At 73.4% G+C, this 25,049-nt stretch carries 19 protein-coding genes, 2 tRNA genes and 2 pseudogenes; 11 read left to right on the forward strand and 12 right to left on the reverse strand.

Annotated elements, in window-relative coordinates:
• The first annotated feature begins 39 nt into the window (after positions 1–39).
• Complete coding sequence (locus RBH18_RS13355) at positions 40–3,204, forward strand: AAA family ATPase (RefSeq protein WP_306207426.1); 3,165 nt, start codon at positions 40–42, stop codon at positions 3,202–3,204.
• Here the strand turns inward: RBH18_RS13355 and RBH18_RS13360 are convergent.
• Together RBH18_RS13360 and RBH18_RS13365 are read right to left on the reverse strand one after the other, a co-directional pair.
• Positions 3,155–3,880: an ABC transporter permease gene (locus tag RBH18_RS13360; RefSeq protein ID WP_306207428.1), complete on the reverse strand. Its 726-nt coding sequence runs from the start codon at positions 3,878–3,880 to the stop codon at positions 3,155–3,157. The genes RBH18_RS13355 and RBH18_RS13360 overlap by 50 nt on opposite strands.
• A 104-nt stretch (positions 3,881–3,984) precedes the next feature.
• Complete coding sequence (locus tag RBH18_RS13365) at positions 3,985–4,941, reverse strand: ATP-binding cassette domain-containing protein (protein ID WP_306207431.1); 957 nt, start codon at positions 4,939–4,941, stop codon at positions 3,985–3,987.
• Between the two features lie 67 nt (positions 4,942–5,008).
• On the opposite strand from RBH18_RS13365, the gene RBH18_RS13370 reads away from it, so the two are divergent.
• Both RBH18_RS13370 and RBH18_RS13375 read left to right on the forward strand, forming a co-directional pair.
• Positions 5,009–5,971 (forward strand): Dyp-type peroxidase, encoded by a 963-nt coding sequence (locus tag RBH18_RS13370; RefSeq protein ID WP_306207432.1) that lies wholly within the window; start codon positions 5,009–5,011, stop codon positions 5,969–5,971.
• Between the two features lie 74 nt (positions 5,972–6,045).
• Positions 6,046–6,777 (forward strand): hypothetical protein, encoded by a 732-nt coding sequence (locus RBH18_RS13375; protein ID WP_306207434.1) that lies wholly within the window; start codon positions 6,046–6,048, stop codon positions 6,775–6,777.
• A gap of 96 nt (positions 6,778–6,873) precedes the next feature.
• On the opposite strand, the gene RBH18_RS13380 is transcribed toward RBH18_RS13375, so the two are convergent.
• Positions 6,874–7,542: a DedA family protein gene (locus RBH18_RS13380; protein WP_306207436.1), complete on the reverse strand. Its 669-nt coding sequence runs from the start codon at positions 7,540–7,542 to the stop codon at positions 6,874–6,876.
• 144 nt (positions 7,543–7,686) lie between these two features.
• Positions 7,687–10,548: a GH92 family glycosyl hydrolase gene (locus RBH18_RS13385; protein WP_306207438.1), complete on the reverse strand. Its 2,862-nt coding sequence runs from the start codon at positions 10,546–10,548 to the stop codon at positions 7,687–7,689.
• Between the two features lie 347 nt (positions 10,549–10,895).
• On the opposite strand from RBH18_RS13385, the gene RBH18_RS13390 reads away from it, so the two are divergent.
• Positions 10,896–12,512: a sulfatase-like hydrolase/transferase gene (locus RBH18_RS13390; protein ID WP_306207440.1), complete on the forward strand. Its 1,617-nt coding sequence runs from the start codon at positions 10,896–10,898 to the stop codon at positions 12,510–12,512.
• Here the strand turns inward: RBH18_RS13390 and RBH18_RS13395 are convergent.
• Positions 12,484–13,053, reverse strand: a complete 570-nt coding sequence (locus RBH18_RS13395) for a hypothetical protein (RefSeq protein ID WP_306207442.1) — start codon at positions 13,051–13,053, stop codon at positions 12,484–12,486. The genes RBH18_RS13390 and RBH18_RS13395 overlap by 29 nt on opposite strands.
• A gap of 110 nt (positions 13,054–13,163) precedes the next feature.
• Between RBH18_RS13395 and RBH18_RS13400 the strand changes: the two genes are divergently transcribed.
• Complete coding sequence (locus tag RBH18_RS13400) at positions 13,164–13,856, forward strand: response regulator transcription factor (protein ID WP_306207444.1); 693 nt, start codon at positions 13,164–13,166, stop codon at positions 13,854–13,856.
• A complete protein-coding gene (locus RBH18_RS13405) occupies positions 13,843–15,618 on the forward strand; it encodes a sensor histidine kinase (RefSeq protein WP_306207446.1) in 1,776 nt (591 codons plus the stop codon). The genes RBH18_RS13400 and RBH18_RS13405 overlap by 14 nt, the downstream gene beginning before the upstream one ends.
• 15 nt (positions 15,619–15,633) lie before the next feature.
• Here the strand turns inward: RBH18_RS13405 and RBH18_RS13410 are convergent, their stop codons facing one another.
• Positions 15,634–16,521, reverse strand: a complete 888-nt coding sequence (locus RBH18_RS13410; RefSeq protein ID WP_306207448.1) for an NADP-dependent oxidoreductase — start codon at positions 16,519–16,521, stop codon at positions 15,634–15,636.
• Between the two features lie 50 nt (positions 16,522–16,571).
• Here RBH18_RS13410 and RBH18_RS13415 point away from each other — a divergent pair, with 50 nt between their 5' ends.
• Positions 16,572–17,147: a TetR/AcrR family transcriptional regulator gene (locus RBH18_RS13415; RefSeq protein WP_306207450.1), complete on the forward strand. Its 576-nt coding sequence runs from the start codon at positions 16,572–16,574 to the stop codon at positions 17,145–17,147.
• Here RBH18_RS13415 and RBH18_RS13420 read toward each other — a convergent pair.
• Positions 17,147–17,917: pseudogene (locus tag RBH18_RS13420) on the reverse strand (dolichyl-phosphate beta-glucosyltransferase); the annotation flags it as partial. The gene RBH18_RS13415 and the pseudogene RBH18_RS13420 sit on opposite strands and share 1 nt — an antisense overlap.
• 80 nt (positions 17,918–17,997) lie before the next feature.
• Between RBH18_RS13420 and RBH18_RS13425 the strand changes: the two are divergent.
• The 4 genes from RBH18_RS13425 to RBH18_RS13440 all read left to right on the forward strand — a co-directional run bounded on the left by RBH18_RS13425 (position 17,998) and on the right by RBH18_RS13440 (position 20,243).
• Positions 17,998–18,744 carry an SDR family NAD(P)-dependent oxidoreductase gene (locus tag RBH18_RS13425; RefSeq protein ID WP_306207451.1) on the forward strand — a complete coding sequence of 249 codons (747 nt, stop codon included), beginning with the start codon at positions 17,998–18,000 and terminating at the stop codon, positions 18,742–18,744.
• Positions 18,745–18,789: 45 nt separating this feature from the next.
• Positions 18,790–18,863 (forward strand) — tRNA-OTHER (locus tag RBH18_RS13430).
• 7 nt (positions 18,864–18,870) lie between these two features.
• Positions 18,871–18,943, forward strand: a tRNA-Gln gene (locus RBH18_RS13435).
• Between the two features lies 1 nt (position 18,944).
• Positions 18,945–20,243, forward strand: a complete 1,299-nt coding sequence (locus RBH18_RS13440; RefSeq protein ID WP_306207453.1) for a hypothetical protein — start codon at positions 18,945–18,947, stop codon at positions 20,241–20,243.
• A 211-nt stretch (positions 20,244–20,454) separates the two neighbouring features.
• On the opposite strand, the gene RBH18_RS13445 is transcribed toward RBH18_RS13440, so the two are convergent.
• The 5 genes and pseudogenes from RBH18_RS13445 to RBH18_RS13465 all read right to left on the reverse strand — a co-directional run.
• Positions 20,455–21,654 carry a cysteine desulfurase-like protein gene (locus RBH18_RS13445; RefSeq protein WP_306207455.1) on the reverse strand — a complete coding sequence of 400 codons (1,200 nt, stop codon included), beginning with the start codon at positions 21,652–21,654 and terminating at the stop codon, positions 20,455–20,457.
• 46 nt (positions 21,655–21,700) lie between these two features.
• Positions 21,701–22,639 (reverse strand): L-histidine N(alpha)-methyltransferase, encoded by a 939-nt coding sequence (egtD, locus tag RBH18_RS13450; protein WP_306207457.1) that lies wholly within the window; start codon positions 22,637–22,639, stop codon positions 21,701–21,703.
• A complete protein-coding gene (gene egtC, locus RBH18_RS13455; RefSeq protein ID WP_306207459.1) occupies positions 22,639–23,376 on the reverse strand; it encodes an ergothioneine biosynthesis protein EgtC in 738 nt (245 codons plus the stop codon). Before egtC ends, egtD begins: the two co-directional genes overlap by 1 nt.
• Positions 23,376–24,674: an ergothioneine biosynthesis protein EgtB gene (gene egtB / locus RBH18_RS13460; protein ID WP_306207461.1), complete on the reverse strand. Its 1,299-nt coding sequence runs from the start codon at positions 24,672–24,674 to the stop codon at positions 23,376–23,378. Before egtB ends, egtC begins: the two co-directional genes overlap by 1 nt.
• 46 nt (positions 24,675–24,720) lie before the next feature.
• Positions 24,721–25,049 (reverse strand): annotated as a pseudogene (locus RBH18_RS13465) (ergothioneine biosynthesis glutamate--cysteine ligase EgtA); the annotation flags it as partial.

Below are 25,049 nucleotides of genomic sequence, written 5' to 3' on the forward strand. Positions count from 1 at the left end.
GTGCCACCCGCCGCCGGGCGGGTGAAACGGGGTGGCGCGGTGGCGGACAATGGCCGGGTGCGGATCACCCTGCTCGGCCCCTTGGCCGTCGACGGCCGGCCGGTGCGTGGCGACCGCCTGGCCGCGGTGGTCCGTGAGCTCGTGGCGGCCCGGGGCCGGGCCGTCTCCGTCACCGCCCTGGCCGAGGCCGTCTGGCACGGGGCTCCGCCGGACGACGCCTCCGGGGCCGTGCAGGCGCTGGTGTCCCGGGTGCGGCGGCTCGGCGTGCCGGTCGTGGCGGTGCCCGGCGGCTACCGGACGCCGGTCGAGCAGATCGAGACCGACGCCGCCACGGCCCGCACGCTCGCCGGGCAGGCGCGTGCGGCGCTGAGCACGGGCGACGCGGTGGCCGCCCGCCGGGCCGCCGACCAGGCCCGGGCCTGCTTCCCCGAGCTGCCGGAGCCGGCGGCCGAGCCCCGGCTCTTCGGCGAGATCGCCGCCCTGCGCGCCGAGGCCGCCCTGGCCGGGGCCGGCGCCCTGGACGACGCCGACCTGCGCCTGCTCGCCGCGCGGACGCCGCCCGACGAGCCCGCGATCGCGCTGCTGGTCCGGCTCCTGGCCGCCCAGGGCCGCGACGCCGAGGCGCTCGAGGTGATCGAGCGGCTGCGCGCCGAGCTGGCCGACCGCTACGGCACCGACCCGTCACCCGTCGTCGCCGAGGTCCACGTCGCCCTGCTCCGGGGCGATCTCGCCCGCAGGCAGGAGGCCCGCCCCGGCCGCCGGGCCACCCTGCCCGGGTCGTGGCGGCGCCCCGGCACCGCGCTGGTGGGCCGGGACGACGACCTGGCCCAGGTGACGGCCGCCCTCGCCGAGGCCCCGCTGGTCACGATCGTGGCGACGGGCGGGGCGGGCAAGACCCGGCTCGCCGCCGAGGTGGCGCGGCGCGCGGCCGGCGCCGTGGTCGTCGTCGAGCTCGCCGGTGTCCGGACGCCCGCGGAGGTGCTGCCCACGATCCTCGGGGCCCTCGGCGGCGCCGAGACGACGTCCACGGTGAACCTGGAGCGCCGGGTCCTCACGCCCCGCGAGCGGCTGCGCGCCGTGGCTCCGGAGCTGGACGGGCTGCTGGTCCTGGACAACTGCGAGCACGTCCTGGCCGCCGCCGCGGACGTGGTCGCCGACCTGCTCGACGTCGCCGCCGAGGTGGCCGTGCTGGCCACGAGCCGGGCGCCGCTGGGCCTGGCCGAGGAGGTCGTGCACCGGCTCGGCACGTTGCCGGACGCCGAGGCGCTCGGCCTGCTCGACGCGCGCGCCCGGGCGGGCGGGGCCGTGCCGACCTGGGACACCGACCGCGCGCTGCTGCTGTGCCACCGCCTCGACAACCTGCCGCTCGCGCTGGAGCTGGCGGCCGCCCGGCTGCGGCACATGCCCATCGACGACGTGCTGACCGGCCTCGACGACCGGTTCGCGCTGCTCGACGACGCCCTGCGCGGGCTGCCCGAGCGGCACGCGAGCCTGTGGGCCATGGTGGACTGGAGCCGCGAGCTGCTGCCCGATGCCGAGCGGGAGCTGCTGCAACGGCTGGCGGTCATCCCGGCGCGGTTCACCGCGGAGACGGCTGCCGCGGTGGCCGGGCTGTCCGACGTGCGGCGCGGCCTGGCGGTGCTGGTCGAGCAGTCGTTGCTGGTGCTCGATCAGGAGGACGGCGAGCCCCGCTGGCGGATGCTGGAGACCGTCCGGGAGTACGGCGAGGCCCGGCTGGGCGATCGCAGGGCCGCCATGGACGGGCTGCTCGGCTGGGGCCGTACCGTGGCGGTGTCGCTGCTGGCCGACGTGATCGGGCCGCGGCAGCTGGCCGTCCTCGCCGCTGTCGAGCGCGACTCGGAGAACCTGCAGGCCGCGTTGCGGTGGGCGCTGGCGATCGGGGACGAGCCGGCCGTGGTGGACGTGGCGGCGACGCTGTTCCAGTTCTGGATGGTGCGTGGCCTGCACCTCGAGGTGTCGCAATGGGCCGGACAGGTGACGCACGCGGAGGATCCGGCCGCGCGCGTGCGCTCCGCGATCCTGCGCGGCAAGGCGAGCGGCCGCCCGTTGCCCGACGCCGACCGGCAGGTGTGGATGGGCCTGATGATCGTCATCAACGGCGGCATCACCGGGCCGTCCCGGCTCGTCGCGCTCGGCAACCGGACGGTCCGCACGGTGGTGCGCGAGCGGCCCGAGGCGGTCTCGGCGCGGGGTGCGGTCCTCGCGGAGCTGCTGCCGTGGTTCGGGACGGTCGAGTTCGACCGGGCGATGATGGCGGCCGAGCGGATGCTGGGCCACGAGGACGCGTACGTGCGGGGGATGGGCTTCTTCTCCCGGGCGGCCTTCCGGGAGAACGCCGGGATGCCGGCGGAGGCGATCGAGGACGCCGAGCGGGCGTACGCCGAGTTCGAGGCGGCCGGCGACCACTGGGGCATGGCCATGGCGGCCCAGACGGTCGGCAACTCGATCGCCGTGCGCGGCACCGGCGGGGCGGTCGACTGGCTGGCCCTCGGCGTCCGGCACATGGAGCTGGTCGGTGCCGCTCAGGACGCGCGCGCCCTGCGGATCAACCTGGACGCCCAGCTGGCGCTCATCGGCGACGAGGAGGCCGAGACCCGCCTGCACACCGCCGCGACGGGCAACCCCGGCGAGGACTGGAACCTCGCCCAGGCCAACCTGGGACTGGCCCATGTGGCCTGGCAACGCGGCGAGTGGGAGCAGGCCACCCGGTACGCCGACGCGGTGCTGCGCGCCACCGAGGCCTTCCCGGTCCGCTCCCCCCAGCCGCGGGTGCTCTTCCGGGTGGCCGTGGCGGTGACCCAGCTGGCCCTGGCGGCGGTCCGGGAGGCGCCGGCGGCCGACGAGACGGCCCGGCGACTGCTCCTGGGAAGCCGGGAGGAGGTGCTGTCCACCCGGGACGTCCCGCTGGTCGGGGCGTGGGCGATCGGCGGCGCCACCCTGGCCCTGCACCGCGGCGACCTGGTCACCGCCCGGGAGCTGTGGCAGCTCGGCATGAGCGTGGGCACGAATGTCACCGGGCTCTTCCCGCCCGGCGAGGTGCAACGGCTGACGGCGGCCCTCGGGGAGGACCGCCGTGCCGGTGTGCGGTTCGAGCAGCTCGGACCGCGGATCTACGAGCTCATGGACGAGGTGCTCAGACCTTCTTCCGGTACGCCCGGAGCGCCAGCGGCAGGAAGACGATGACGAAGCCGGCGCACCATGCGAGCGTCCACCACACGTGATTGCCGAGCGGGGTGCCGAGGAACAGCCCGCGCATCGACGCCACGAGATGGGTCAGCGGGTTGACGTCGACGAAGCCCTGCATCCAGCCCGGCAGCGTGCTGGTGCCCACGAAGACGTTGGACGCGAAGCTCAGCGGCATGATCAGCGCGAACATCAGACCCTGCACGGCGCCCGGGGTACGCACCTTCATCGCCACGAGCACGGACAGCCAGCTCAGGCACAGGGCGAAGAGCACCGCGAGCAGCGCGCCCGCGATGGCGCTGAGCGGATCGGTGGTGATCCGGAAGCCCATCAGGTAGCCGATGGCGAGCGTGACCACCGTGACGATCACGTAGCGCACGACGTCGCCGAGCACCGCGCCGATCAGCGGGGCGGACCGGGGGATGGGCAGCGACCGGAAGCGGTCGAAGATGCCCTTGGCCAGGTCGGTGTTGAGGTTGACGCCGATGGCGATGCACCCCGTGGCGATGGTCTGGCCGAGGATGCCCGGCAGCAGGTACTGCAGGTAGTCGTGGGTGCTGCCGGAGATCGCCCCGCCGAAGATGTAGACGAAGATCACCAGGAACAGCGCCGGCTGCAGCGTGACGTCGATCAGCGCCTCCGGCGTACGCCAGGTCTTGATCAAGCTGCGTTTCATGAGCGCGAGGGAATGCCGTATGAGCCGGAGCGGGCGCGGGTTCGGTTGTGCCGCCGCCACGGGGACGGGCCTGCCGCCGGCGCGCTGCGGGGAGATGAGAGTGGTCATGCTGCTACCTCTTCCTGGGGCTTGCCGGTCAGCGTGAAGAAGACCTCGTCGAGGCTGGGGAGGTGCAGGGAGAGCTCGGTGACGGTCACGTCCGCGGCGGCGAGCCGGGCGACCGCCGTGGTCAGCGCCGAGTCGCCGGTCACGGGCACGGCCAGCACGCCCTTGCGGATCTCCTCGGCGGTGGCACCCGCGGAGACCTCGGCGAGGATCGCGGCGGCGCGGGGGAGATCGCCCGGGACTGCCGGGCGTACCTCCAGGGTCTGACCGCCGACCACCCGCTTGAGCCCGTCCGGGGTGTCGTGCGCGATCACGCGGCCGTGGTCGATCACGGTGATCGCGTCGGCCAGCGCGTCCGCCTCCTCGAGATACTGCGTGGTGAGCAGCACGGTGGAACCGCCCGCGACGAGCATGCGCACGACGTCCCACATCTCCTCGCGCTTGGCCGGGTCCAGGCCCGTCGTCGGCTCGTCGAGGAAGATCACCTCGGGCGACCCGACCAGGCTCGCGGCCAGGTCGAGGCGGCGCCGCATGCCGCCGGAGTAGGTCTTGGCCATCCGGTCCGCGGCGTCCGTGAGGTCGAACCACTCGAGCAGCTCGGCCGCCCGCCTCCGGGCACCCTGCCGGCCCAGGTCGAGCAGGGTGCCGAAGAGCTCGAGGTTCTGCCGGCCGGTGAGGTCCTCGTCGACCGACGCGTACTGGCCGGTGAGGCCGATCGTGCGGCGCACCTTGGCCGCGTCCTTGACCACGTCGAAGCCGCCGATCCGGGCCCTGCCCCCGTCCGGGGCGAGCAGCGTGGAGAGGATGTTGACGGTGGTGGTCTTCCCGGCGCCGTTGGGCCCGAGCACGCCGAGCACGGTGCCGCGAGGCACGGCGAGATCGACGCCGCGCAGCGCCTGGGTGCTCCCGAAGCGCTTGACGAGGCCCTCGGCCTCGATGATCGGATCTGCTGTCATGCGGACCAGCGTGCGCGTGACCGCTGACACGGCGCCGACATCCGGCCGACACGGCTAATGTCTGCGTGTGACAGCGCCTCGATCAGTTGCCCCGACCGTCACCTCGCAGGCGGTGCTCGCGCCGCTCACCGACGCCGCGATCTTCCTGGTCGCCACGGTCCGGGAGGGCGGTGAGGAGGTCGTCCGCGGGCTGCTGGAGGACCTCAGCGGGCTGCAGCGCTCGGTCGGCTTCCGCATCCCCGCCGCGCAGCTCTCGTGCGTGACCGGCATCGGCTCGGAGCTGTGGGACAGGCTCTTCGCCGGCCCCCGCCCGGCGCAGCTGCACCGCTTCCGGCAGTGGAAGGGCCCGGTGCACACGGCGATTGCCACCCCCGGTGACCTGCTGTTCCACCTGCGCGCCGGGCAGCAGGACGTCTGCTTCGAGCTGGCCACCAAGATCGGCCAACGGCTCGCCGGCGCCGCCGACATCGTCGACGAGACCCACGGCTTCAAATACTTCGACGAGCGCGACCTGCTCGGCTTCGTCGACGGCACGGAGAACCCGACCGGCGCGGCGGCCGAGCGGGCCGTGCTGGTCGGCGACGAGGACCCGGAGTTCGCCGGCGGCAGCTACGTCATGGTGCAGAAGTACGTGCACGACATGGCCGCGTGGCACAAGCTCACCACCGAGCAGCAGGAGGCGGTCATCGGCCGCACCAAGGCCGACAACATGGAGCTCGAGGACAAGGCGCCCGATTCGCACCTGGCGCTCAACGTCGTCGAGGACCACGAGGGCAACGAGCTGAAGATCCTGCGCGACAACATGCCGTTCGGCTCGGTCGCGCAGGGGGAGTTCGGGACCTACTACATCGCGTACGCCGCCACGCCCGACGTCCCCGAGCTGATGCTGCGCCGGATGTTCCTGGGCGAGCCCTACGGCACGTACGACCGGATCCTCGACTTCTCGACGCCGCGCACCGGGTCGCTGTTCTTCGCCCCGACCGGCGACTTCCTCGACGACCTGCCGCCCGCCCCCACATCCATGGCCTAACGGCAGCACAGGTCCCGCACAGCCGGGCCGTCCACTGTTCGGAGCAGGCCAGCCGAACCGAGGAGAGCCCGCGCATGACCGTCAACGAACGCTCCGGTCCCGTCGACGACCGTACGGTGATCGACGCCTACCCGATCGACCCGCGCCCCACCGAGCGCTTCGGCACCGCGGTCAACCGGCCGGCCGTGGCCCCGGACGGCACGTTCGTCCCGCCGCCGCTGGTGTCGGGAACCGGCTGGTCGGGGATGCCTCAGCCGCCCGCGGTCCCGTGGGCCGGCCCCCCGGCCACGACCCCGCCCGCCGGCGTGCCGGCGGAGTGGGCGCCCTCGACAACGCCCCCGCCCGCGGAGTGGGCGCCGCGGTCCACCAATGGCGCCGCAGCGCCCGCGGAGTGGGCGCCGCCGTCGGGCGGTGGCGCCGGTGCGCCGCCGGAGTGGAGGCCGCCGGCGGCCGGAGGTATCCGTCCGGCCATCGGCAAGCACCGCGCGAAGATCGCCGTGGCCGGTGCCTTCGTCGCCGCCATCGTCGCCACGGCCGCGATCACCGCCGGGATCGTCAAGAGCTCCGACGCCACGACGCAGCAGGGCGGCACCACTCAGCAGGGCGGGACGAGCCAGCAGGGCGGGACCGGCCAGCAGGGCGGATTCGGGCAGCAGGGCGGCGTGCCGGGCGGCGGCGGCCCGATGCAGGGCGGCCAGTTCCCCGGCGGCACCACCCAGGACGGCAGCCAGAACGGCACCACCCAGGACGGCACCACCCAGGACGGCACGCAGCAGAGCGGCACGCAGGACGGCACCACCGCGTGAGCGAGATCGTGGGGACGGCCGGCGCCGCCCCCACGACCGGACTGATCAGCTGCGCGACGCGGTGCGCCGGGCCGGGCAGCGCCTGCTCCGCGCGGATCAGGCCTGTGGGTCGCCTGGGAGCGCCGCGGCGGCCTCGCGGGCGCGGCGCCGGCGGATGTGGCGCATGTGCAGCACCACGTACGCCACCACGGCCAGCACCACCAGCGGGATCACGAACCACTTGTAGTGGTGCGCCTCCTCGATCAGCTCGCCGAGGCGTGGACCGAGCAGGTAGGCGATGGTCGTCCACCAGCCGACCCACAGCGCCGCCCCGATCGCGTTGTAGAGCAGGAACGCCTTCCACGGCATCGCGGTGATGCCGGCGATCACCCCGTTGAGCTGGCGCAGGCCGTCGATGAACCGGGCCACGACGACGATCCGGTTGCCGCGCCGCGCGAAGAACCGCTCGGCGCGCTCGAGCCGCTCGGGCGTGATGAAGATGTACTTGCCGAACCGGTGCACCGCCTTGCGGCCGCCCCGCACCCCGATCCAGTAGCCGACGTTGTCGCCGAGCACCGCCGCGACGAAGGCGATCGCGGCGACGGCCCAGATGTCGAGCCGGCCCCAGCTGGCGTAGATCGCCGCGGCGACCATGATCGTCTGGCCGGGCGCGGGCACCCCGAAGCTCTCCACGCCGATCACGGCGGCCACGGCCAGGTAGCCCCAGCGGTCGAGGATCGGTGCGACGCCGTGCAGGAAACTCGGCAGGTCGTCGGTGGGCGGCATGGGCTCGGGAGGCTCCTGTCGTCGGGACCGGGGAACGCGTCCCCGGCCTCACACCGTATCCACCGTGCCTGTGCGCAAACACGGGAGTGCCCCGACGATCCCTCGCCGGGGCACCCCTTGTCCCACTAACAGACGGAAAGCAACTTAGTTTTGCGGAGGCACGTCACCTGTCCCGCTACCCCACGTGCGGCTGGGCGTTGCGGACAGTGTGTAGACGAGCTTGCCGCCCTGGGTGACCTTGTCGGCGGTCAGCCAGCCCTTGGTGGTCGACTTGCCGTCCACGGTCAGTTTCTGGACGTAGATCTCGTTGTCGGCCGTACGCGGGGCCTCGATCGTCAGGTCCTTGCCGCTGCCCAGGTGCACGACCGCGCGGGGGAAGAGCGGGCTGGTCAGGGCCAGCTCGGCGCGCGTCGGCACGGTCGGGTAGAGGCCCAGGGCCGAGAAGACGTACCAGGCGCTCATCGTGCCGGCGTCGTCGTTGCCGGGGATGCCGCCGGTGCCGGCGTTCCACTTCTGGTCGAGCACCGCCCGCACGGTCTCCTGCGTCTTGTACGCAGCCCCGAAGTAGTTGTAGAGGTAAGGCGTCTGGATGTCCGGCTCGTTGGTGGCGTCGTACTTGGTGCCGGTGGTGGCGCTGAGGTCGAACGAGCCGTCCGGCTTGCGGAAGAACGAGTCGAGCCGCTCGATCGCGACGTCGTTGCCGCCCATCTTCCGGGCGAGCGTCACCACGTCGGAGTAGACCATCCAGGTGTACTGGGCGCTGCTGCCCTCGACGAAGCCGGTGCCCGTGGCGGGGCTGAAGCCGCCCGCCCAGGTGCCGTCGCTGTACCGGTCCCGCATCCAGCCCTTGTGCAGGTCACCGTCGGGGACCGGGGTGGGCACGGCCGGGTCGGCCAGTTCGAGCTCGCCGAGCTGCACGATGTCCGCGCCGCTGTTGGCGGTCACGTCGAGGCGGTAGTAGGCGTACGGCTGGGGAGTGCTGATCTCGTACACCTTGGTCTGGCCGCGCTGCTCGAACGTCTCGCCGGACCGGGTGTCGATCGTGGTCCACGTCGTGCCGTCGGCCGAGCCCTGCAGCCGCCAGTCCCGCGGGTCGCGCTCGGGGACGTCGTTGCCGGAGGTCAGGGCGTACCGGGTGACGGTCAGTGGCGCGTCGGTCCGGGCCTGGATCCAGCCGGTGGTCGCGAAGGTGAGCCACTTGGTGCCCTTGTCGCCGTCGAAGGCCTGCGCCTTGCCCTCGTACGGGGCGTTCTCCGCGCTCGCCTGGATCTCGGTGATCCGCTCGCGGATGTTGTGCGCCAGCCCCGGGTCGATCTGCGCCTCGGTGTCGAAGACGTTGCGCCAGTTGTGCGAGCGGTCCAGGAAGTCCGCGTACGTGTCGTCCTCGCCGAGCACCTGGGCCAGCTGGGCGATGCCGTAGTCGGCCGCGGCGTCCTCGAGCGTCTCGGCCGCGCCGCCCCAGCAGTGGCAGTTGTCGGCGGGGACGTAGCCCAGCTCGAGGTACCTGTCGAGGGACGGGCGCTGGCCGACGCACTCGACGTTGCAGCCGGCGTCGCTGGAGTCGTTGGCCGTCGGGACGGTCGCCGCGTGCACCAGCGAGTCGAACGCGCCCTTGACGTCGAAGTCGCGCGCGCCGAAGGCGTACATGCCGGCGACGGCCGCGGCAGCCGGGTCGCCGGACATGACCGCGGTCTTGCCGTGCTGCAGCAGCCAGCGGTCCCATTCGCCGTCGCGCTGCGTGGCGTAGTTGAACAGGCTCTGCGCATAATCCGAGCCCACCCGCGGGTCGAGCATCGCGAGCAGCTGCACCTGGGCGCGGTAGACGTCCCAGCCGGAGAAAGTCCCGTACTGCGCCTTTTGTCCTGTGGACAACGTGTGGACAGCGTCGTCGGCGCCGTAGTAGCGGCCGTCCACGTCGCTGGTCAGCGTCGGCTCCAGCATCGAGTGGTAGAGCGCGGTGTAGAAGGTCGTCTTCTGCGCCTCGGTGCCGCCGCCGATGCCGATCTTCTTGAGCCGGGCCGACCACGCCGACCGGGCGCCGGCCTGGATCGCGGCGAACCCCAGCCGGTCGGGCGACTCCGTGGCCAGGTTCTTCCGGGCGCCGTCCAGGCTCACGTACGAGATGGCGACGCGCATGGTCACGCTGGTCGTCCCGGGGGCGAAGGTCACGTACCCGCCGGAGCCCTTGTTGGCGTTGGGGCGACCGGTGCTGCTGTAGCCGCTGCCGCCCGTCGCGTCGGTGCTGCCCGGCGTGAGGGTCGTGTCGTGCCATGTGCCCGTGGCCGCGAACGGCTGGTCGAGCTGCGCGACGAAGTGCAGCGTGTAGTACGCGTGGGAGTTGTCGGTGCTCTGCGGCCCGCAGAAGTTGCCGGCGCTGACCGACCCCGTCACCGTACGGGTGGCCGGGTCGATGTGGACGGTGGCGTCCTCGCTGCCGGTCTCCGACAGGGACGTCCGGAACAGCAGGCTCGCGTCCTGCCCGGCCGGGAAGGTGAACTTGCCGAAGCCGGTCCGCGGCGTGGCCGTGACCTCGGCCCCGGCGCCGCTGTCGAGCCCGACCTTGTAGTAGCCGGGCTTGGCGACCTCGTTGGCGTGCGAGAAGGTGCTGGCGTAGACGGCGTCCGTCGCGTCGGCGGTCGGCGAGCTCGCGACGGCTCCGACGTGCGGCATGATCGGGATGTCGCCGTTCGCCCCCGAGCAGCCGACGCCGCTGAGGTGCGTAAGGCTCAGCCCGCGGATCCTGGTGGCGGTGTACTGGTAGCCGCCCGGCGCCGGCGTCGAGAGCTGGTTGCCGCGCGACGTCTGCGGGCTCCACGCCAGCATGCCGAAGGGCGTCACCGCGCCGGGATAGGTGTTGCCCAGGTTGGTCGAGCCGATGAGCGGGTCGACGTAGGCCGCGGGCTCGGCGACGAGCGGCGGCAGGGGCGCGGCGGCCTGGGCGGCCGCGCCGATCGGGATGGTCAGCGCAACGCCCGCGAGGGCGGCGACGGTACGGCGTCCGAGCATGCGATCCCCTCAGCTGACATCGATGTCACACAATGTCCAAGGTCAGCTTCCATCGACTCCTCCCGATAAGTCAACCCGCGTGCAAGATCGCTGACTCGATGGGCGTTGAACTCTGGGCGCGCGAGATCCGTAACGCCTCCTGGAGTGTCCTGGAGGAGGGCTCGGTCTTGTCTGTCACATCGCTTCTCGACCGCTTTCGGCGGTCTCGCCCGTCGGAACCAGCTGGCGCAGCCGACAAATCGGACACTCCGCAGGTGGAGGCGGCGGATAAATCGGACAGGTCGGATGTGGCCGACGCGCCGGCGGCTCCCAGCCGTACCCGGAAAATCGCCGGCCACGTCCTCACCGTGAGCGCCTTCGTCCTGATCTTCGCCGCCCTGATCCTGCCCAACGTGGTCAGCCGGCTCGAGCGCCCGGGCACCTACCTCCGCCTCCCGGTCGAGGGCTTCGTCGCGATCGGGCTGCTCCTGCTGGTCCCCGGCGGCCGCGCCAAGCGCATCGTCGCGGGCGTCCTCGGCGCCGGCCTCGGCGTACTGACCGTCATGAAGATCACCGACATGGGCTTCTACAAGACGCTCGCGCGCCCCTTCGACCCGGTGCTCGACTGGGTGCTGCTCGACGACGCGGAGTCGTTCCTCAAGGACTCGATCGGCCAGGCCGGCGCGATCGCTGCCGCGGTCGCCCTCGTGCTGCTGATCGTCGCGATTCTCGCCCTGATGACGCTCGCCGCGATGCGCGTCGCCAAGGTCGGCGTACGCCACCGGCGCACCACGGCGCTCACGGCCGTCAGCGGCACGGCGGTGTGGGTGGTCCTGCTGCTGCTCGGCGTGCAGGGGCTCAACAACTTCCCGATCGCGGCGCGCAGCGGCTACACGTACGCGTGGGACCGGGCGCACATGGTCAAGAAGGGCCTCGCCGACGAGCGCTCGTTCGCCCGTGAGGTGCAGGTCGACGCGTACGCGAACACGCCCGCCGACCAGCTGCTCACGTCGCTCAAGGGCAAGGACGTGATGGTGACGTTCGTGGAGAGCTACGGGCGGTCGGCGGTGCAGGATCCGACCCTGAACACCGGCGTCGTGCCGGTGCTCGACAAGGGCACGGCGGAGCTCGCCGCGGCCGGATACTCCGCGAAGAGCGGCTGGCTGACCTCGCCCACCTTCGGCGGCGGCAGCTGGCTGGCCCACTCGACGCTGCTGTCGGGGCTGTGGATCAACAACCAGCAGCGCTACCGCAACCTGACCTCCAGCGACCGGCTGACGCTGACCAGCCTGTTCCGCAAGGCGAACTGGGACACGATGAGCGTCATGCCGGGCGCCACGCGGGCCTGGCCGGAGGGCAACTTCTACGGCTACAACCGGGTCTTCGACTCGCGGAACACCGGGTACGCCGGCCCGAACTTCAGCTGGCAGCCGCAGCCCGACCAGTACACGCTCTCGTGGTTCGAGAAGAACGTGCACTCGCCGGCGCACCAGCCGTACTTCGTCGAGATGCCGCTGGTCTCCAGCCACACGCCGTGGGCCCCGCTGCCCTCCTTCATCGACTGGGACCAGGTCGGCGACGGCTCGATCTACGAGCGGCTGCAGCGCGACGGCAAGTCGCCCAAGTCGGTGTGGGCGGACCCGGCCAAGGTGCGGCACGAGTACGCCCGCTCGATCCAGTACACGCTGACCACGGTCTTCTCGTGGCTGGAGAAGTACGGCGACGACAACACCGTGATGGTCCTGCTCGGCGACCACCAGCCCAGCCCGCTGGTCGTCGGCGACGGCGCCAGCCACGACGTGCCGATCACCATCCTGGCCAAGGACAAGACGGTGCTCGACAAGATCGCCGACTGGAACTGGACCGACGGCACGCGTCCCGCCCCGGCCGCCCCGGTCTGGCCGATGAACGAGTTCCGGGACAAGTTCCTGGCGGCGTACGGTCCGGACGCCGGCCTCAGTCACGCGATCGCGCCGCCTCGCTGAAGGCCTGCCGCTGACACTCCTTGATGCCGGCGGAATCCCAGTCGCCGTTCGGCCCGACCCGTTCGAGGCCGAACAAGCCGGTGGCCGGGTCCAGGGGGGTGAGGTCGTACCCCTTCTGCTCGGCGCAGTCGTGGAAGATCCGCTGCTTGTCCTTGAAGGCCGGCAGGTCCTTGCGCATCTCCCGGTCGGTGAAGTCCTCCGGCTCCTTGCTCCGGCAGGCCGCCTTGGCGGCCTGCCACCGGGCATCGTTCGCCTTCTCCCGGCCCACGGCCCAGCGCTTGGTGTATCTCGCCGTCGTCCCGTCCTCGGTGGTCAGGCAGGTGGTCCAGATGGCGACCAGCCGATCCTGCTCGGCCTGGGAGGTGTCCGGCCGGATCAGCGGGCGCAGGTCCTCGGGATCGGTGGAGGCACTGGCCCGGACGGGACTGCTCTGGAGGGTTGCCACCTGCGGTGTGGTGGCCTCCGGGGAGGAGCCGCAGCCCAGGAGGGTGCCGGTCACGAGCACGGTGAGGGCGGGAAGCCGCACAAGACGTCGCATCACGGCAGCGACCGTAGGCACCGAATGTCGGGATCCTGTCGGGTCGCGGCCGGGATTGTGGGGTTCTTGTCAGGCTTCCCGCCGCGGTGTTCCGGGCGACCTATAGTCGTCGCGTGCCCGCCTCGATCGTGATCGCGGAGGACGACCGCAACCAGGCCGAGCTCCTCCGCCGCTACCTGGTGGCCGGCGGTCATCGGGTCAGCGTGGCGCACGACGGCCAGGCCGCGCTCGATCTGGCCCGCGCGCAGCGACCGGACCTGCTCGTGCTCGATGTGATGATGCCGCGCCTGGACGGCCACACGGTCTGCCGGGTGCTGCGCGCCGAGTCGCCGATGCTCATCCTCATGCTGACCGCGCGCAGCACCGAGGACGACCTGCTGCTGGGTCTGGACATCGGCGCCGACGACTATCTGACCAAGCCCTACAGCCCGCGCGAGCTGACGGCACGGGTGCGCACGCTGTTGCGTCGCGCCGGCCCTTCCGGTCGTACGCCGGGAGCCGTCCTGCGGGCCGGTCCGCTGGCGGTGGACCAGGCCCGGCACCGTGTCGAGCTGGACGGCGTGGTGGTCGAGTGCACGCCCGCCGAGTTCGCCATCCTGGCCGCGCTGGCCGCCCAGCCCGGCCGGGTCTTCACCCGCACGCAGCTGCTCGAACACACCAACGGCATCGACCGCGACGTGACCGCCCGGGCCATCGACACCCACGTCATGAACCTGCGCCGCAAGATCGAGCCGAATCCGCGGCGCCCGGCGTACCTGGTCACCGTGTACGGCATCGGCTACAAGCTCAGCGATGCCGGTCGCTAGGGTCCCGCTGCGCCGGAGCCTGGTGCTCCGCCTGCTCGCCACCTCCCTGGCGATCGCGGTGAGCGCGATCGCCGCCACCGCGTGGCTCACCTTCCGCAGCACCGACCGGGCCATCCGGCGGGAGCAGGGCCAGGCGCTGTCCGCCTCCACCCGCACCTACGACGAGCTCCTCGGCTACGCGGCCACCCATCCCGACTGGTCGGGTGCCGGCCCGCTGGTCACCCGGCTGGGTCGCGACCTCCGGCAGCGGGTCACGCTGACCGGGGCGGACGGCACGCCGCTCGCGGACTCGGCGCCCGGCGCCCCGCTCGCCGTCGCCCCCACCGCCACGGTCGATCCGCTGCACGTCGACGGGTCGCTCACCGGCCGGGACGGCACCGGCATCGACCCGCGCGCCGCCGGCCCGTATCGGCTGCCCGCCGTCGAGGCCGACCGCCTGCGTGCCCTCGCCGGCCAGGTCCGCGACTGCCTCACCGGTCTGGATCTCACGGCGCGGGTCGTCGTCGCCCCGAGCGGCCGGCCCCGCGTCCAGGTCGACAACGCGGACCCGAAAGGCGGGGCGGTCCTCTGCACGCGGACGGAGCTGATCCTGCCCACCCCGACGGAGGAGCCGTTGCTGACAGCGCTCGCCACGGCGACCAGCGCCTGCCTCGGCGTGCCCGGCGTGGTGCAGACCATCGAGCCCACGACCTTCACGGCCCTGGTCGAAGGCGAGAAGAAGCCGGCCCGGACCGCGGTCGACAGCTGCCTGCTGCAGAGTCGCCGCGACCAGCTGGAGCCGTACGTGGCCCCGGCCGCCCGCCTCTACCTCACCTCGCTCGACACCGGGGGCCCGGGCCCGGCCGTGAACCTGTCCCGGTCGAACCTGGTGCGCATCTTCGGCGTCACCGGGCTCGTGCTGGCAGCCGCCATCGTGGTCACCGTGCTCGTCGGCAGCCGCCTGGTGCGCCCGTTGCGCGCTCTCGCCGAGGCCGCCTACCACCCGGACGCCCGGCCGCACCGGGTCCCGGTCTCGACCCGGGACGAGATCGGCCGGCTGGCCATCGCCTTCAACGCCCTCGCCGATCGGCGCGAACAGCTGGAGGGCCAGCGCCAGGCGATGGTCAGCGACGTGGCCCACGAACTGCGCTCCCCGCTCACCAACATCCGCAGCTGGCTGGAGGGCGCCCAGGACGGCCTGGTGCCGCTCGAGCCGGAGCTGCTCGATCTGCTGCTCGCCGAAGCGGTGCTGCTCCAGCACATCATCGACGACCTGCGCGATCTGGCCGCCGCCGACGCCGGAAGCCTGCGCCTGCACCCCGAGCCGGCCTACGTCAACGACGTGCTGGCGCAGGCGGTCGACGCCCACCGGGAGGCGGCCAAGACCGCCGAGGTACGCCTGGAGCACGCGCCCCGAGGCGACCCGCAGGTCGTGGTCGACCCGCAGCGGCTGCGTCAGCTGCTCGGCAACCTGCTCACCAACGCCATCCGGCACACGCCGCCGGCGGGCACGGTCACGCTCCGCTCCGCCGCGGACCACGAGCGCCTGGAGATCACCGTGGCGGACACGGGCGAGGGCATCGCCCCGGACGACCTTCCCCGCGTCTTCGACCGGTTCTGGCGGGCCGACTCGTCCCGCAGCCGGGAGACCGGCGGCAGCGGCCTGGGCCTGTCCATCGTGCGGCGTCTCGTCGAGGCGCACGGAGGCACGGTGACAGTCGCCAGCCGTCCCGGCGCCGGCACCACCTTCACGGTGCGGCTCCCGATCCACCCCGCCGAGTGAGCCTCCCGCCCCTGGTCAGGGCACCAGCACGATCTTCCCGCGGGCGTGGCCGCTCTCGCTCAACCGGTGCGCGGCGGCCGCGTCCTCCAGGGCGAAGACCCCGGCCAGGGGTACGGTCAGCCGCCCCCGGTCCGCGAGCGCGGCGGCCGTGTGCAGCCCGTGCCAGGCGGGCGGATCCGCGTTCGGGCCGGCCGAGGTGGACAGGTGGGCGCCCGCGCCGACGTCCGCCACGGTCACCACCCGGCCGGCGATCGCCAGCAGGTCGGGAAGGGACCCTGAGCCGGCACAGTCGAGCGCCGCGTCCACCCCGGTGACCCGGTCGGCGAGGCCGGGGCCGTACGTGGTGGGGACTGCTCCGAGGGTGGCCAGGAAGGCGTGGTTGCGCTCGGAGGCCGTACCGATGACCCGGGCGCCGCGGGCGACCGCGAGCTGGACGGCCAGGGTGCCCACCCCGCCGGCGGCCCCCTCGACGAGCAGGGTGGTCCCGGCGCCCACGGCGAGCCGGTCCAGCACCCGGGTCGCGGTCTCCAGGTTGCCCGCCGCGCCGCCCGCCTGCGCCCAGCTCCACGACTCCGGCTTCGCCGCCCACGCCACGAGCACGGCGAACTCGGCGTTCGCCCCGCCCAGCCGCGCGATGTCGGTGGCGCCGAAGACCTCGTCACCCGGCGCGACGCCGGTCACGCCGGGCCCGATCTGGTCCACGATCCCGGCGGCGTCGAAGCCGAGCAGCCGGGGCAGCGGCAGGCCCGGCAGGAGGCCGGCGCGGATCTTCCAGTCGGCCGGGGTGACACCCGAGGCCCGGACGGCGATCCGGAGCTGCCCCGGGCCGGGATGCGGCTCGGGCACCTCGGCGACCTCCAGCACGTCGGGGGGCCCGAAGGCGGTGATACGGAGTGCTCGCATGGCGCCGGACGTTAGCGGAACACCCCGTCCGTTTGGCTAAAGTGAGACGCGTGACCACCTCATTGCCTCAGCCGCTGCGCTCGGACGCCCGGGACAACCGGGAGCGCATCCTCGAGGCGGCCCGCGACATCTTCGCCCGGGAGGGCCTGGACGTGCCGATGCGCGAGATCGCCCGCCGCGCCGGCGTGGGCCCGGCCACCCTCTACCGCCGGTTCCCGACGAAGGAGGCGCTGGTCACCGAGGCCTTCGCCGAGCGGATGGCGGCCTGCACGGCCATCGTCGAGGCCGGGCTCGCCGACCCCGACCCGTGGCGCGGCCTGAGCCGGGTCATAGAGCAGGTGTGCCAGCTGCACGCCCAGGACCGCGGCTTCACGGCGGCCTTCATGGCCGAGTTCCCGAAGGCGATCGACTTCGCGGCGTCCCGGGAGCGCTCGCTGCGCCTGGTCGCCGAGCTGCTGCGCCGTGCGAAGGCCGCCGGCCAGGTGCGCCCCGATCTCGAGCTGCCCGACATCATGCTGGTCATCATGGCCAACGGCGGCCTCCGCGCGACCAGCCCCGCGGCGTCGGCGGCCGCCTCCCGCCGCTTCGCGAGCCTGATCCTCGACTCCTTCCGGGCGCCTGGCTAGACCGGGACCCGCTGGGGGAGGGCGCCGCGGCCCAGGCGCGCCCGGATGTCCGCCAACGGCAAAGTGCGCAGCGTACGCCGCATCCGCGCGATCCCCCGCAGATCCTCCGCAGCCGTGGCCACGATGTCGACCTTGCTGTCCGGATCGTCCACCCAGTCGACCGGCACCTCGTGGGTCCGCAGCCCCGCCCGCTCCGCCAGCACCAGCAACTCCGTGTCGAAGAACCAGCCCGTGTCGCGCACCAGCGGCAGCACCGCCCGGGCCACGTCGCCGCGGATCGCCTTGAAGCCGCACTGCGCGTCGGTGAAGCCCGCCGACAGCGTGGCCCGCAAGATCAGGTTGTAGGTCCGGGAGATGAACTCGCGCTTGGGCCCCCGCACGACCCGCGCCCCGCGCCGCAGCCGGGACCCGACGGCGAGGTCCGAGTGCCCCGACACCAGCGGCGCGACCAGCGGCAGCAGGGCGGCCAGGTCGGTCGACAGATCCACGTCCATGTACGCGCACACGAGCGCGTCGGACTCCGACCACACCTGCTTCAGCGCCCGCCCCCGCCCCTTCATCGCCAGGTGCACGGCCCGGACCTCGGGCAGCTCCGCCTGCAGCCGCTGGGCCACGAGCGGCGTGCCGTCCGTACTGGCGTTGTCGGCGATCGTGATCTGGAACTGGAACGGCAGCACCGAGCGGCAGTACGCGAGCAGCCGCCGCACGCTGCTCTCCAGGTCCTTCTCCTCGTTGTACACGGGAACGACGACGTCGAGCACGGGAGTCATGCCGTCCACAGTCGCCGCACGCCCTGAGCCCGCTTTGTGGCTGTCCTGTGGCGCGACTGTGAGAGTGCGACCATGGCGTGATGGATCAGCGCATCCTCGTCACCGGTGCCCGGCGCGGCATCGGCGCGGCCCTGGCCGTCGGTCTCGCCCGCCCCGGCACCACCCTGCTGCTGCACCATCTCGACGCCGCCGCCGAGACCGAGGGCGTCGCCCGGCAGTGCCACGACCGCGGCGCCCGCACCGAGCTGCTCGACGCGGATCTGGCCGACCCCGCCGCCGTGGCCGCCCTGGCCGCCCGCGCCGGCGACGTGGACGTCCTCGTCAACAACGCCGCCCGCGCCTCGAACGTCCCGATCGCCGACCTGACCCTCGGCGAGTGGCAGGCGACGTACGCGGTCAATGTCACCGCGCCGATGCTGCTCGCCCAGGCTCTCGGCGCGCGGATGGCGGCCCGCGGCTGGGGACGCGTCATCAACGTGGTGTCGCCGACGGTCGCGCTGGGCGGCCCGTCCGGACCGGCGTACGTGTCGAGCAAGGCCGCCCTGATCGGCCTGACCCGCTCGCTGGCCCGCGCCCTCGGCCCCGCCGGCGTCACGGTCAACGCCCTGTCCCCCGGCGCGATCGACACCGAGGGCGAGGAGGAGCTGGCCGCGGCCGACCGGGCAGCCGGCCGCACCCGGACCGCCAACCTCCTGGCCGCCCAGGCGATCCCGCGCCCCCTGGTCCCGGACGACCTCGTCGCCACGGTCCGCCTGCTCGCCGGCGCGGGCTCGGGTGCCCTCACCGGCCAGGTCCTCGAGGTGGGCGGCGGCCTCGTCCTGCGCTGAAATCAATTGCCGGGACAACGCTGTGTCCGTACGTTGATGCAGGTCCCCGCCGTAGCTCAGCGGTAGAGCGCCCGGCTCTCCAACCCGGGAGGGCGCCGGTTCGAGCCCGGTCGGCGGGGACCGTTCGTCGCTGTAGCTCAGTGGTAGAGCGCCCGGCTCTGGGACCGGGTGGGCGCCGGTTCGAGCCCGGTCGGCGGCACATGGACACCGTTCTGGAGGAGCTGTACGCCACCCTCGACGCCCGCTCGCGGCCCGAGGAGGTGGCCGACCTGATCCTGTCGTCGCCGCGCATCCGGCTGACCAAGTCACAGCGGGCCGTCCTGGAGCGCGCCGCGCGGCACTCGTGGCGGCGTACCGGTGGCTTCTCCTCGATGACGGACGACTTCGCGCGCCCGGTCGGCGCCGAGCGGCAGCTGGCGACGCTGGGCCGGCTCTTCGACGGCGGCCTGCCCGCCGACGCCCTCGACCCGGGAGAGCTGCGCCGGGCGGCTGCCCGTGCGGGCGAGCAGATCCGCTGGTCGCCGGGCGAGACCGACTTCCTCGACGACCGGCTCACCCGGGCCGGGCGGGCGGCGGCCGGCATCGACCTGCCCAAGCGGCAGTACAACCGGCGCTGGCGGTTCCTGGTCCGGCTCTCGGCGAAGATCGACCGCATCGACACCGAGCTGCGCAAGCGGGAGCTCATGCTGGTCGGCCGGTCGGGCCTCGCCGCCGACATCACGCTCGAGCGCTTCCGCGCCGACCCGGACGCGGCCGCCTTCGTGGCGTACTTCGTCGCGCGGCGCAACCTGCGCCGGCAGTTCACGCTGTCCGGCAAGACCAGCCCGTTCGACCAGGTGGCGGAGATGCTGCTCGGCCGGTGCCGGCCCGCGAGCACCGACTGGTGGATGATCTCACGGGCCTACGGCGCCCCGGAGGTCGTGGCCCGGCTCACCCCGTACGAGCAGGGCGAGCTGCTGGGGCGGTGGTCGGCGCTGATGCGGGGCGCGGCCGGCATCCTGGCCGACCGCTGGTTCCCGGACGTCGACCGCAGCGCGATGATCGTGCGGCGCGGCATGGACTCGTCGACCTGGAACACGGTCGCTCAGGCGTACAACACCGCCCGGGCCGGCTGGCTCACGGCGGTGGCAGCGCTGGGCGCCGAGTCGCTACTCGACGTCGCGTGCCCCGGCAAGGCCATGCGCCTCATGGCGGGCGACCTTGCGGCCTGGCACAGCAGCACCGGCGGCGGCGTCGACCCCGACACCCTGGTGTGGGCGACCCTGCCGCTGCCGTGGGAGGTGCTGTCCGGGGAGGCGTCGTGCACCCGCGAGACGGTCGCCGCCGCCTGCCGGGCGCAGGGCGTCGACCCCGAGCGGCGCGGCTGGACGGCGCCGCGGGCGACCGGAGTGGTGGCCCGCTTCACCCCTACGCCGGAGCTCGTCCACGGCGTGGCTGTCCGCGATCCGCTGTGGGCCGCGGTCCTGCGCCGCTCCGGGGCGTACAGCGGAAAGCGGTGAGCGCAGCGAGCAGCACGGCGCCTCCCCGCATCAACCAGCCGTCACGTCGCATCTCCACTCTCCCCTGAGCCTCGGTCAGCAGCGACGATGCGGTCCCGTTGTCGCGTCCGAGATGGACACTGCGTGAACTCGTCGCGGCCCTGACCGGCTCGGCCGGGCTGTCACAGGCCATGAGGACCTGGACTGCCCGGCCGTGTCGACGCGGAGTGGTTCAGCGGTCGGCGAGGGCGTCGAGGAGGCGGTCGACCTCGTCGGCGGTGTTGTAGTGGTAGATGCTCACGCGCACCGCGCCGCCGCTGTCCCGCAGACCCATCGCGGTGAAGTACTCGTACGCGTAGTAGTCGCCGGCCATCACGCAGATGCCGCGGTCACCCAGGCCCCTGGCGGTGTCGGCCGGCGCCTGCCCGTCGACGCGGAAGGCGACGGTCGGGCAGCGCTCCTCCGGCGCCGGGAGCAGCGAGACGTGCGGGAGCGTGGCGAGTCCCTTGAGCAGCCGGTCCAGCAGGGAGTGCTCGTACGCCTCCGCCGCCGCCAGCGACTCGAGCAGCCGCGAGCGACGGTCGCCCGGGCCCGGCGCCGCCAGATCCGCGAGGTGATCGACCGCCGCCGTCACGCCGCTGAGCAACTCGGCGTTGCGGGTGCTGAACTCGAAGCGCTCGGGCACGGCGTCGGAGGAGGGCAGCAGCTTGGCGGGGCGCAGCGGCTCCCACGCGGCCGGGTCGGCGATGACGGCGCCCTGGTGCGGGCCCGACCACTTGTACGCGCTGGTGACATAGAAGTCGGCGCCCAGCGCGCGGACATCCGTCGGCCGGTGGGGAGTCGCGTGCACGCCGTCCACGTAGGTCAGCGCCCCGAACGAATGCGCGATGTCCGCGATCTCCCGCACGGCCGGCACGGTCCCGATCGCGTTGCTGCCCGCCGTCACGGCGACGAGCCGCGTGCGCGGACCGATCAGGTCGACATACTGCGCAGCGGGCAACGTGCCCGTGGCCGGGTCGAAGGAGGCCCACCGCACGGTCGCCCCCGCCGAGGCGGCCGCCTGCACCCACGGCCGGACGTTCGCGTCATGGTCGAGGCGGGAGACGACCACCTCGTCGCCGGGCTCCCAGGTGCCGGCCAGCGCCCGGGCGACCACGTACGTGAGGTCGGTCGCCCCCGGCCCGAACGCCACGCCCGCGGGGTCGCCGCCGACCAGGTCCGCGACGGCGGCCCGGGCGTCGGCGACGATCTGGGTGGAGCGGCGGCCGGGCAGGTGGGCGGGCGTGCGGTTGGACACGGCGCTGCGCAGGGTGGTGCTGACGGCGTCGGCCACGGCGGCGGCGACCTGGGTGCCGGCCGCCCCGTCGAACATGGCGAGCCCCTCGGCCAGGGCGGGATAACCGGCCCGGACCCGATCGATGTCGAAAGTCACGAGGCCACCGCCGGGGACCCGGCCGCGACGCCGGCAAGGAGGATGATCATGAGGCCACCGTAAGCGACACGGCGAATCGCCCCTCCGGGTCGGTCCACCAGTGCGCCAGCGTGAAGCCCGCCTCGGCGAGCTCCTTCTCCACGCCCTCGCGCCGGAACTTCGCGGAGATCTCGGTGCGCAGCTCGGAGCCCGTCCCGAACTCGGTCACCAGGTCGACGGCCGGGATCGTGACCCGCATGGGCCAGCGCGCCCGGAGGCGCATCTCGATCCACTCGTGGTCCGCGTCCCAGAGCGCCACGTGGGCGAAGCCGTCGGGGTCGAAGTCGGCGTCCAGCTCCCGGTTGAGCACCCGGAGCACGTTGCGGTTGAACTCGGCGGTCACCCCGGCGGCGTCGTCGTAGGCGGGCACCAGCACGTGCGGGTCCTTGACGAGGTCGGTGCCCAGGAGCAGGTGCTCGCCGGGCCGCAGCTGGGCCCGCACCGAGGAGTAGAACTCGGCCCGCTCGGCCGGCAGCAGGTTGCCGATCGTCCCGCCCAGCAGGGCGACGGTCCGGGCGGGGCCGTCGGGGAAGGGATGGCGGGCGAAGTCACCCACGATGGGCCGGACGGTCAGGGCGGGATAGTCGGCCGATATCGCGGTCACGGCCGCGGTCAGGGCGGAGGGGGACACGTCCAGCGTCACGTACGACGAGAGCGGCAGCGCGTCGAGCAGCAGCCGCGTCTTGGTGGAGTAGCCCGAGCCGAGCTCGATCAGCGTGCGCGTGCCCGTGATCGAGGCGATCTCCGCCGCCCGCGCCCGCAGGATCGCGGTCTCCGCGCGGGTCGGGTAGTACTCCGGGAGCTCGGTGATGCGCTCGAACAGCTCGCTGCCCCGGGCGTCGTAGAACCACTTCGGCGGCAGCCGGCGCGGGTCGGCGGCCAGCCCCTGGCGCACGTCCGCGCGCAGCGACCGGGCCACCTCGTCGGCGGTGAGATAGACCTCCATCAGCGCAGCTCCTCCATCGTGAGCGACGTGGCCCCGGCGACGACCAGCGTGCGGTCGGGCACGGCGGCCCACGCCGGATCGTCGTCGAGCGGTTCGGAAGCGATCAGGACGGAGTCCGCGTCCCGCCGCACGGACAGGGCATGTCCCCACGTGCTGGCCGCCACCGAGACCCCGTCGGTGAGCAGCAGATTGAGCCGGGAGCCGGGCGCCACGGCGGCGACCTCGGCGATCGTGACAGCGACAGCGTCGCTGGGCGGAAGACCGCGGCGCAGGTGCGACCGGACCAGGGCCCACAGCACTGCCGAGTCGGTCGGCGCGTCGAGGGTCAGCAGGTCGGTGACCTCCAGCGCGGCGGCGAGCTTCGCGACCGAGTCCGGCCAGCCCGCCACCACGCCGTTGTGGCTGAAGAACCAGGAGCCGGCCGCGAAGGGAGCCGCCGCGGTCTCCACGACGGGCATCCCCACGGTGGCGCTGCGCACCGCGGCCAGCACCATCGGCGCCTCGACCGACGCGGCCAGCGCGGGCAGCGTCGCGTCGCTCCACAGCGGGGTCGCCCGGCGGTAGCGCACCGGGCCGCCGGGGGTGTACCAGCCGACCCCGAAACCGTCCGCGTTGATCGTCCCGCCGCCGCGCATGTCGCGGGGCGCCCAGGCCTGGTGCGACAGCGCGTGCGGGAGATCGAAGAGCCACTGACCCAGCGGTACGGGTGGACCGGCGTACGCCAGGTGCCGGCACATCAGGCGTCCCGCGCGCAGCGGAAGCCGCTGAAGATCTGCCGCCGGATCGGATAGTCCCAGTTGCGGAACGTGCCCCGGACGGCGGCGCCGTCGGTGCCGAACGAGCCGCCGCGCAGCACCTTGTAGTCCGGGCCGAAGAACACCTCCGAATACTCCCTGTACGGAAACGCGGAGAAGCCCGGATAGCCGGAGAAGTCCGACGACGTCCACTCCCACACGTCGCCGATCAGCTGGTGCACGCCCGCCGGGGAGGCGCCGTCCGGGTACGCCCCGACGGGCGCCGGCCGCAGGTGCCGCTGGTTCAGGTTCGCGTGGCGGGACTCGGGCTCCTCGTCGCCCCACGGGAAGCGGCGGGACCGGCCCGTCCCGGGGTCGAACCGGGCGGCCTTCTCCCACTCCGCCTCGGTCGGGAGGCGCTTGCCGGCCCACCGGGCGTACGCCTCCGCCTCGAAGAAGCACACGTGCACCACCGGCTCGTCCTCGACCAGGGCGGCCGTGCGCCCGAAGGAGGTGACCGCCCAGCCGGCGCCGTCCCGCTCCCAGTGCGCCGGCGCGGTCAGGCCGGCGGCCTGGCGGTGGTCCCAGCCGGCCGCACTCCACCACCGCCGGTCGTCGTAGCCGCCGGCGGCGATGAAGGCCGCGTACTGCCCGTTGGTGACCGGCGCCCGGTCGATGTGGAACGCCGGCACGTCGACCACGTGGGCGGGACGCTCGTTGTCCAGCGCCCACGGCTCGGTGTCCGTGCCCATGGTGAAGGGGCCGCCGGGAATGAACGCCTCGCCGGTCACACGCACGGTGGCCGCGGGCGGCGCGGGCGCGGTCAGCACGGGCGCGCCGGCGCGCAGCTGGTGGGTGGCCAGCATGGTCTCGTCGTGCTGCTGCTCGTGCTGGACGATCATGCCGAAGGCGAACCCGTCGGCGACCAGCGGCCGGCCGTCCAGCCGGACCCGGTCGAGCACGTCGAGGGCCTTGTCGCGGACCTGGTCGACATAGCGCCGCGCCTCGGCGGGGGTGAGCAGCGGCAGCGCGATCCGGTCGCGGCGGGCGTGCTTGAAGGCGTCGTAGAGCTCGTCGATGTCGCGGCGCACCGGCTCGCGGCCGCCGACGTCGCGGACGAGCCAGAGCTCCTCCTGGTTGGCGACGTGCGCGAAGTCCCAGACCAGCGGCGACATCAGCGGCGAGTGCTGGCGGACCAGGTCGTCCTCGTCGACGGCCCCGATCAGGGCCGCGGTGCGGTCGCGGGTGCGGGTCAGCTCGGCGGCGACGCGGTCGCGCAGTCGTTCGGTCTCGGCGGTCATCGGGACTCCTCGTGCGGGCGTCGGTGGAGGCCGGCAGGCAAGGCGGTCATCGGGCTTCCTCCTCGTGCAGGCGCCGGTGGGCGCTTTCGAAAAGGCCGGTGCGCAGGGCGGCCGGTAGGCCGGTGCGCTCGAGATTGCGGCAGGCGAGGTCGAGCACGGCGGCCGCGGTGCGGCGCAGCTCGGGGTCGGCGGCCCCGGCCCGGAACGCCGTCTCCCACCGGGTCGCGGTGGCCTCGGTCAGGTCGAGCACCTGGTCGGTGACGGCCGGGTCGGCGAGCAACGCGGCGACGGCGGCCACCGGCGCGAGCCACGCGTCGCCGGGCTGGGCGTCGAGATAGCGGATCTCCAGATAGCCGCGCGGGCGCACCGGCGGGA

This window comes from Actinoplanes oryzae (genome assembly GCF_030757795.1).
Taxonomy (GTDB): Bacteria; Actinomycetota; Actinomycetes; order Mycobacteriales; family Micromonosporaceae; genus Actinoplanes.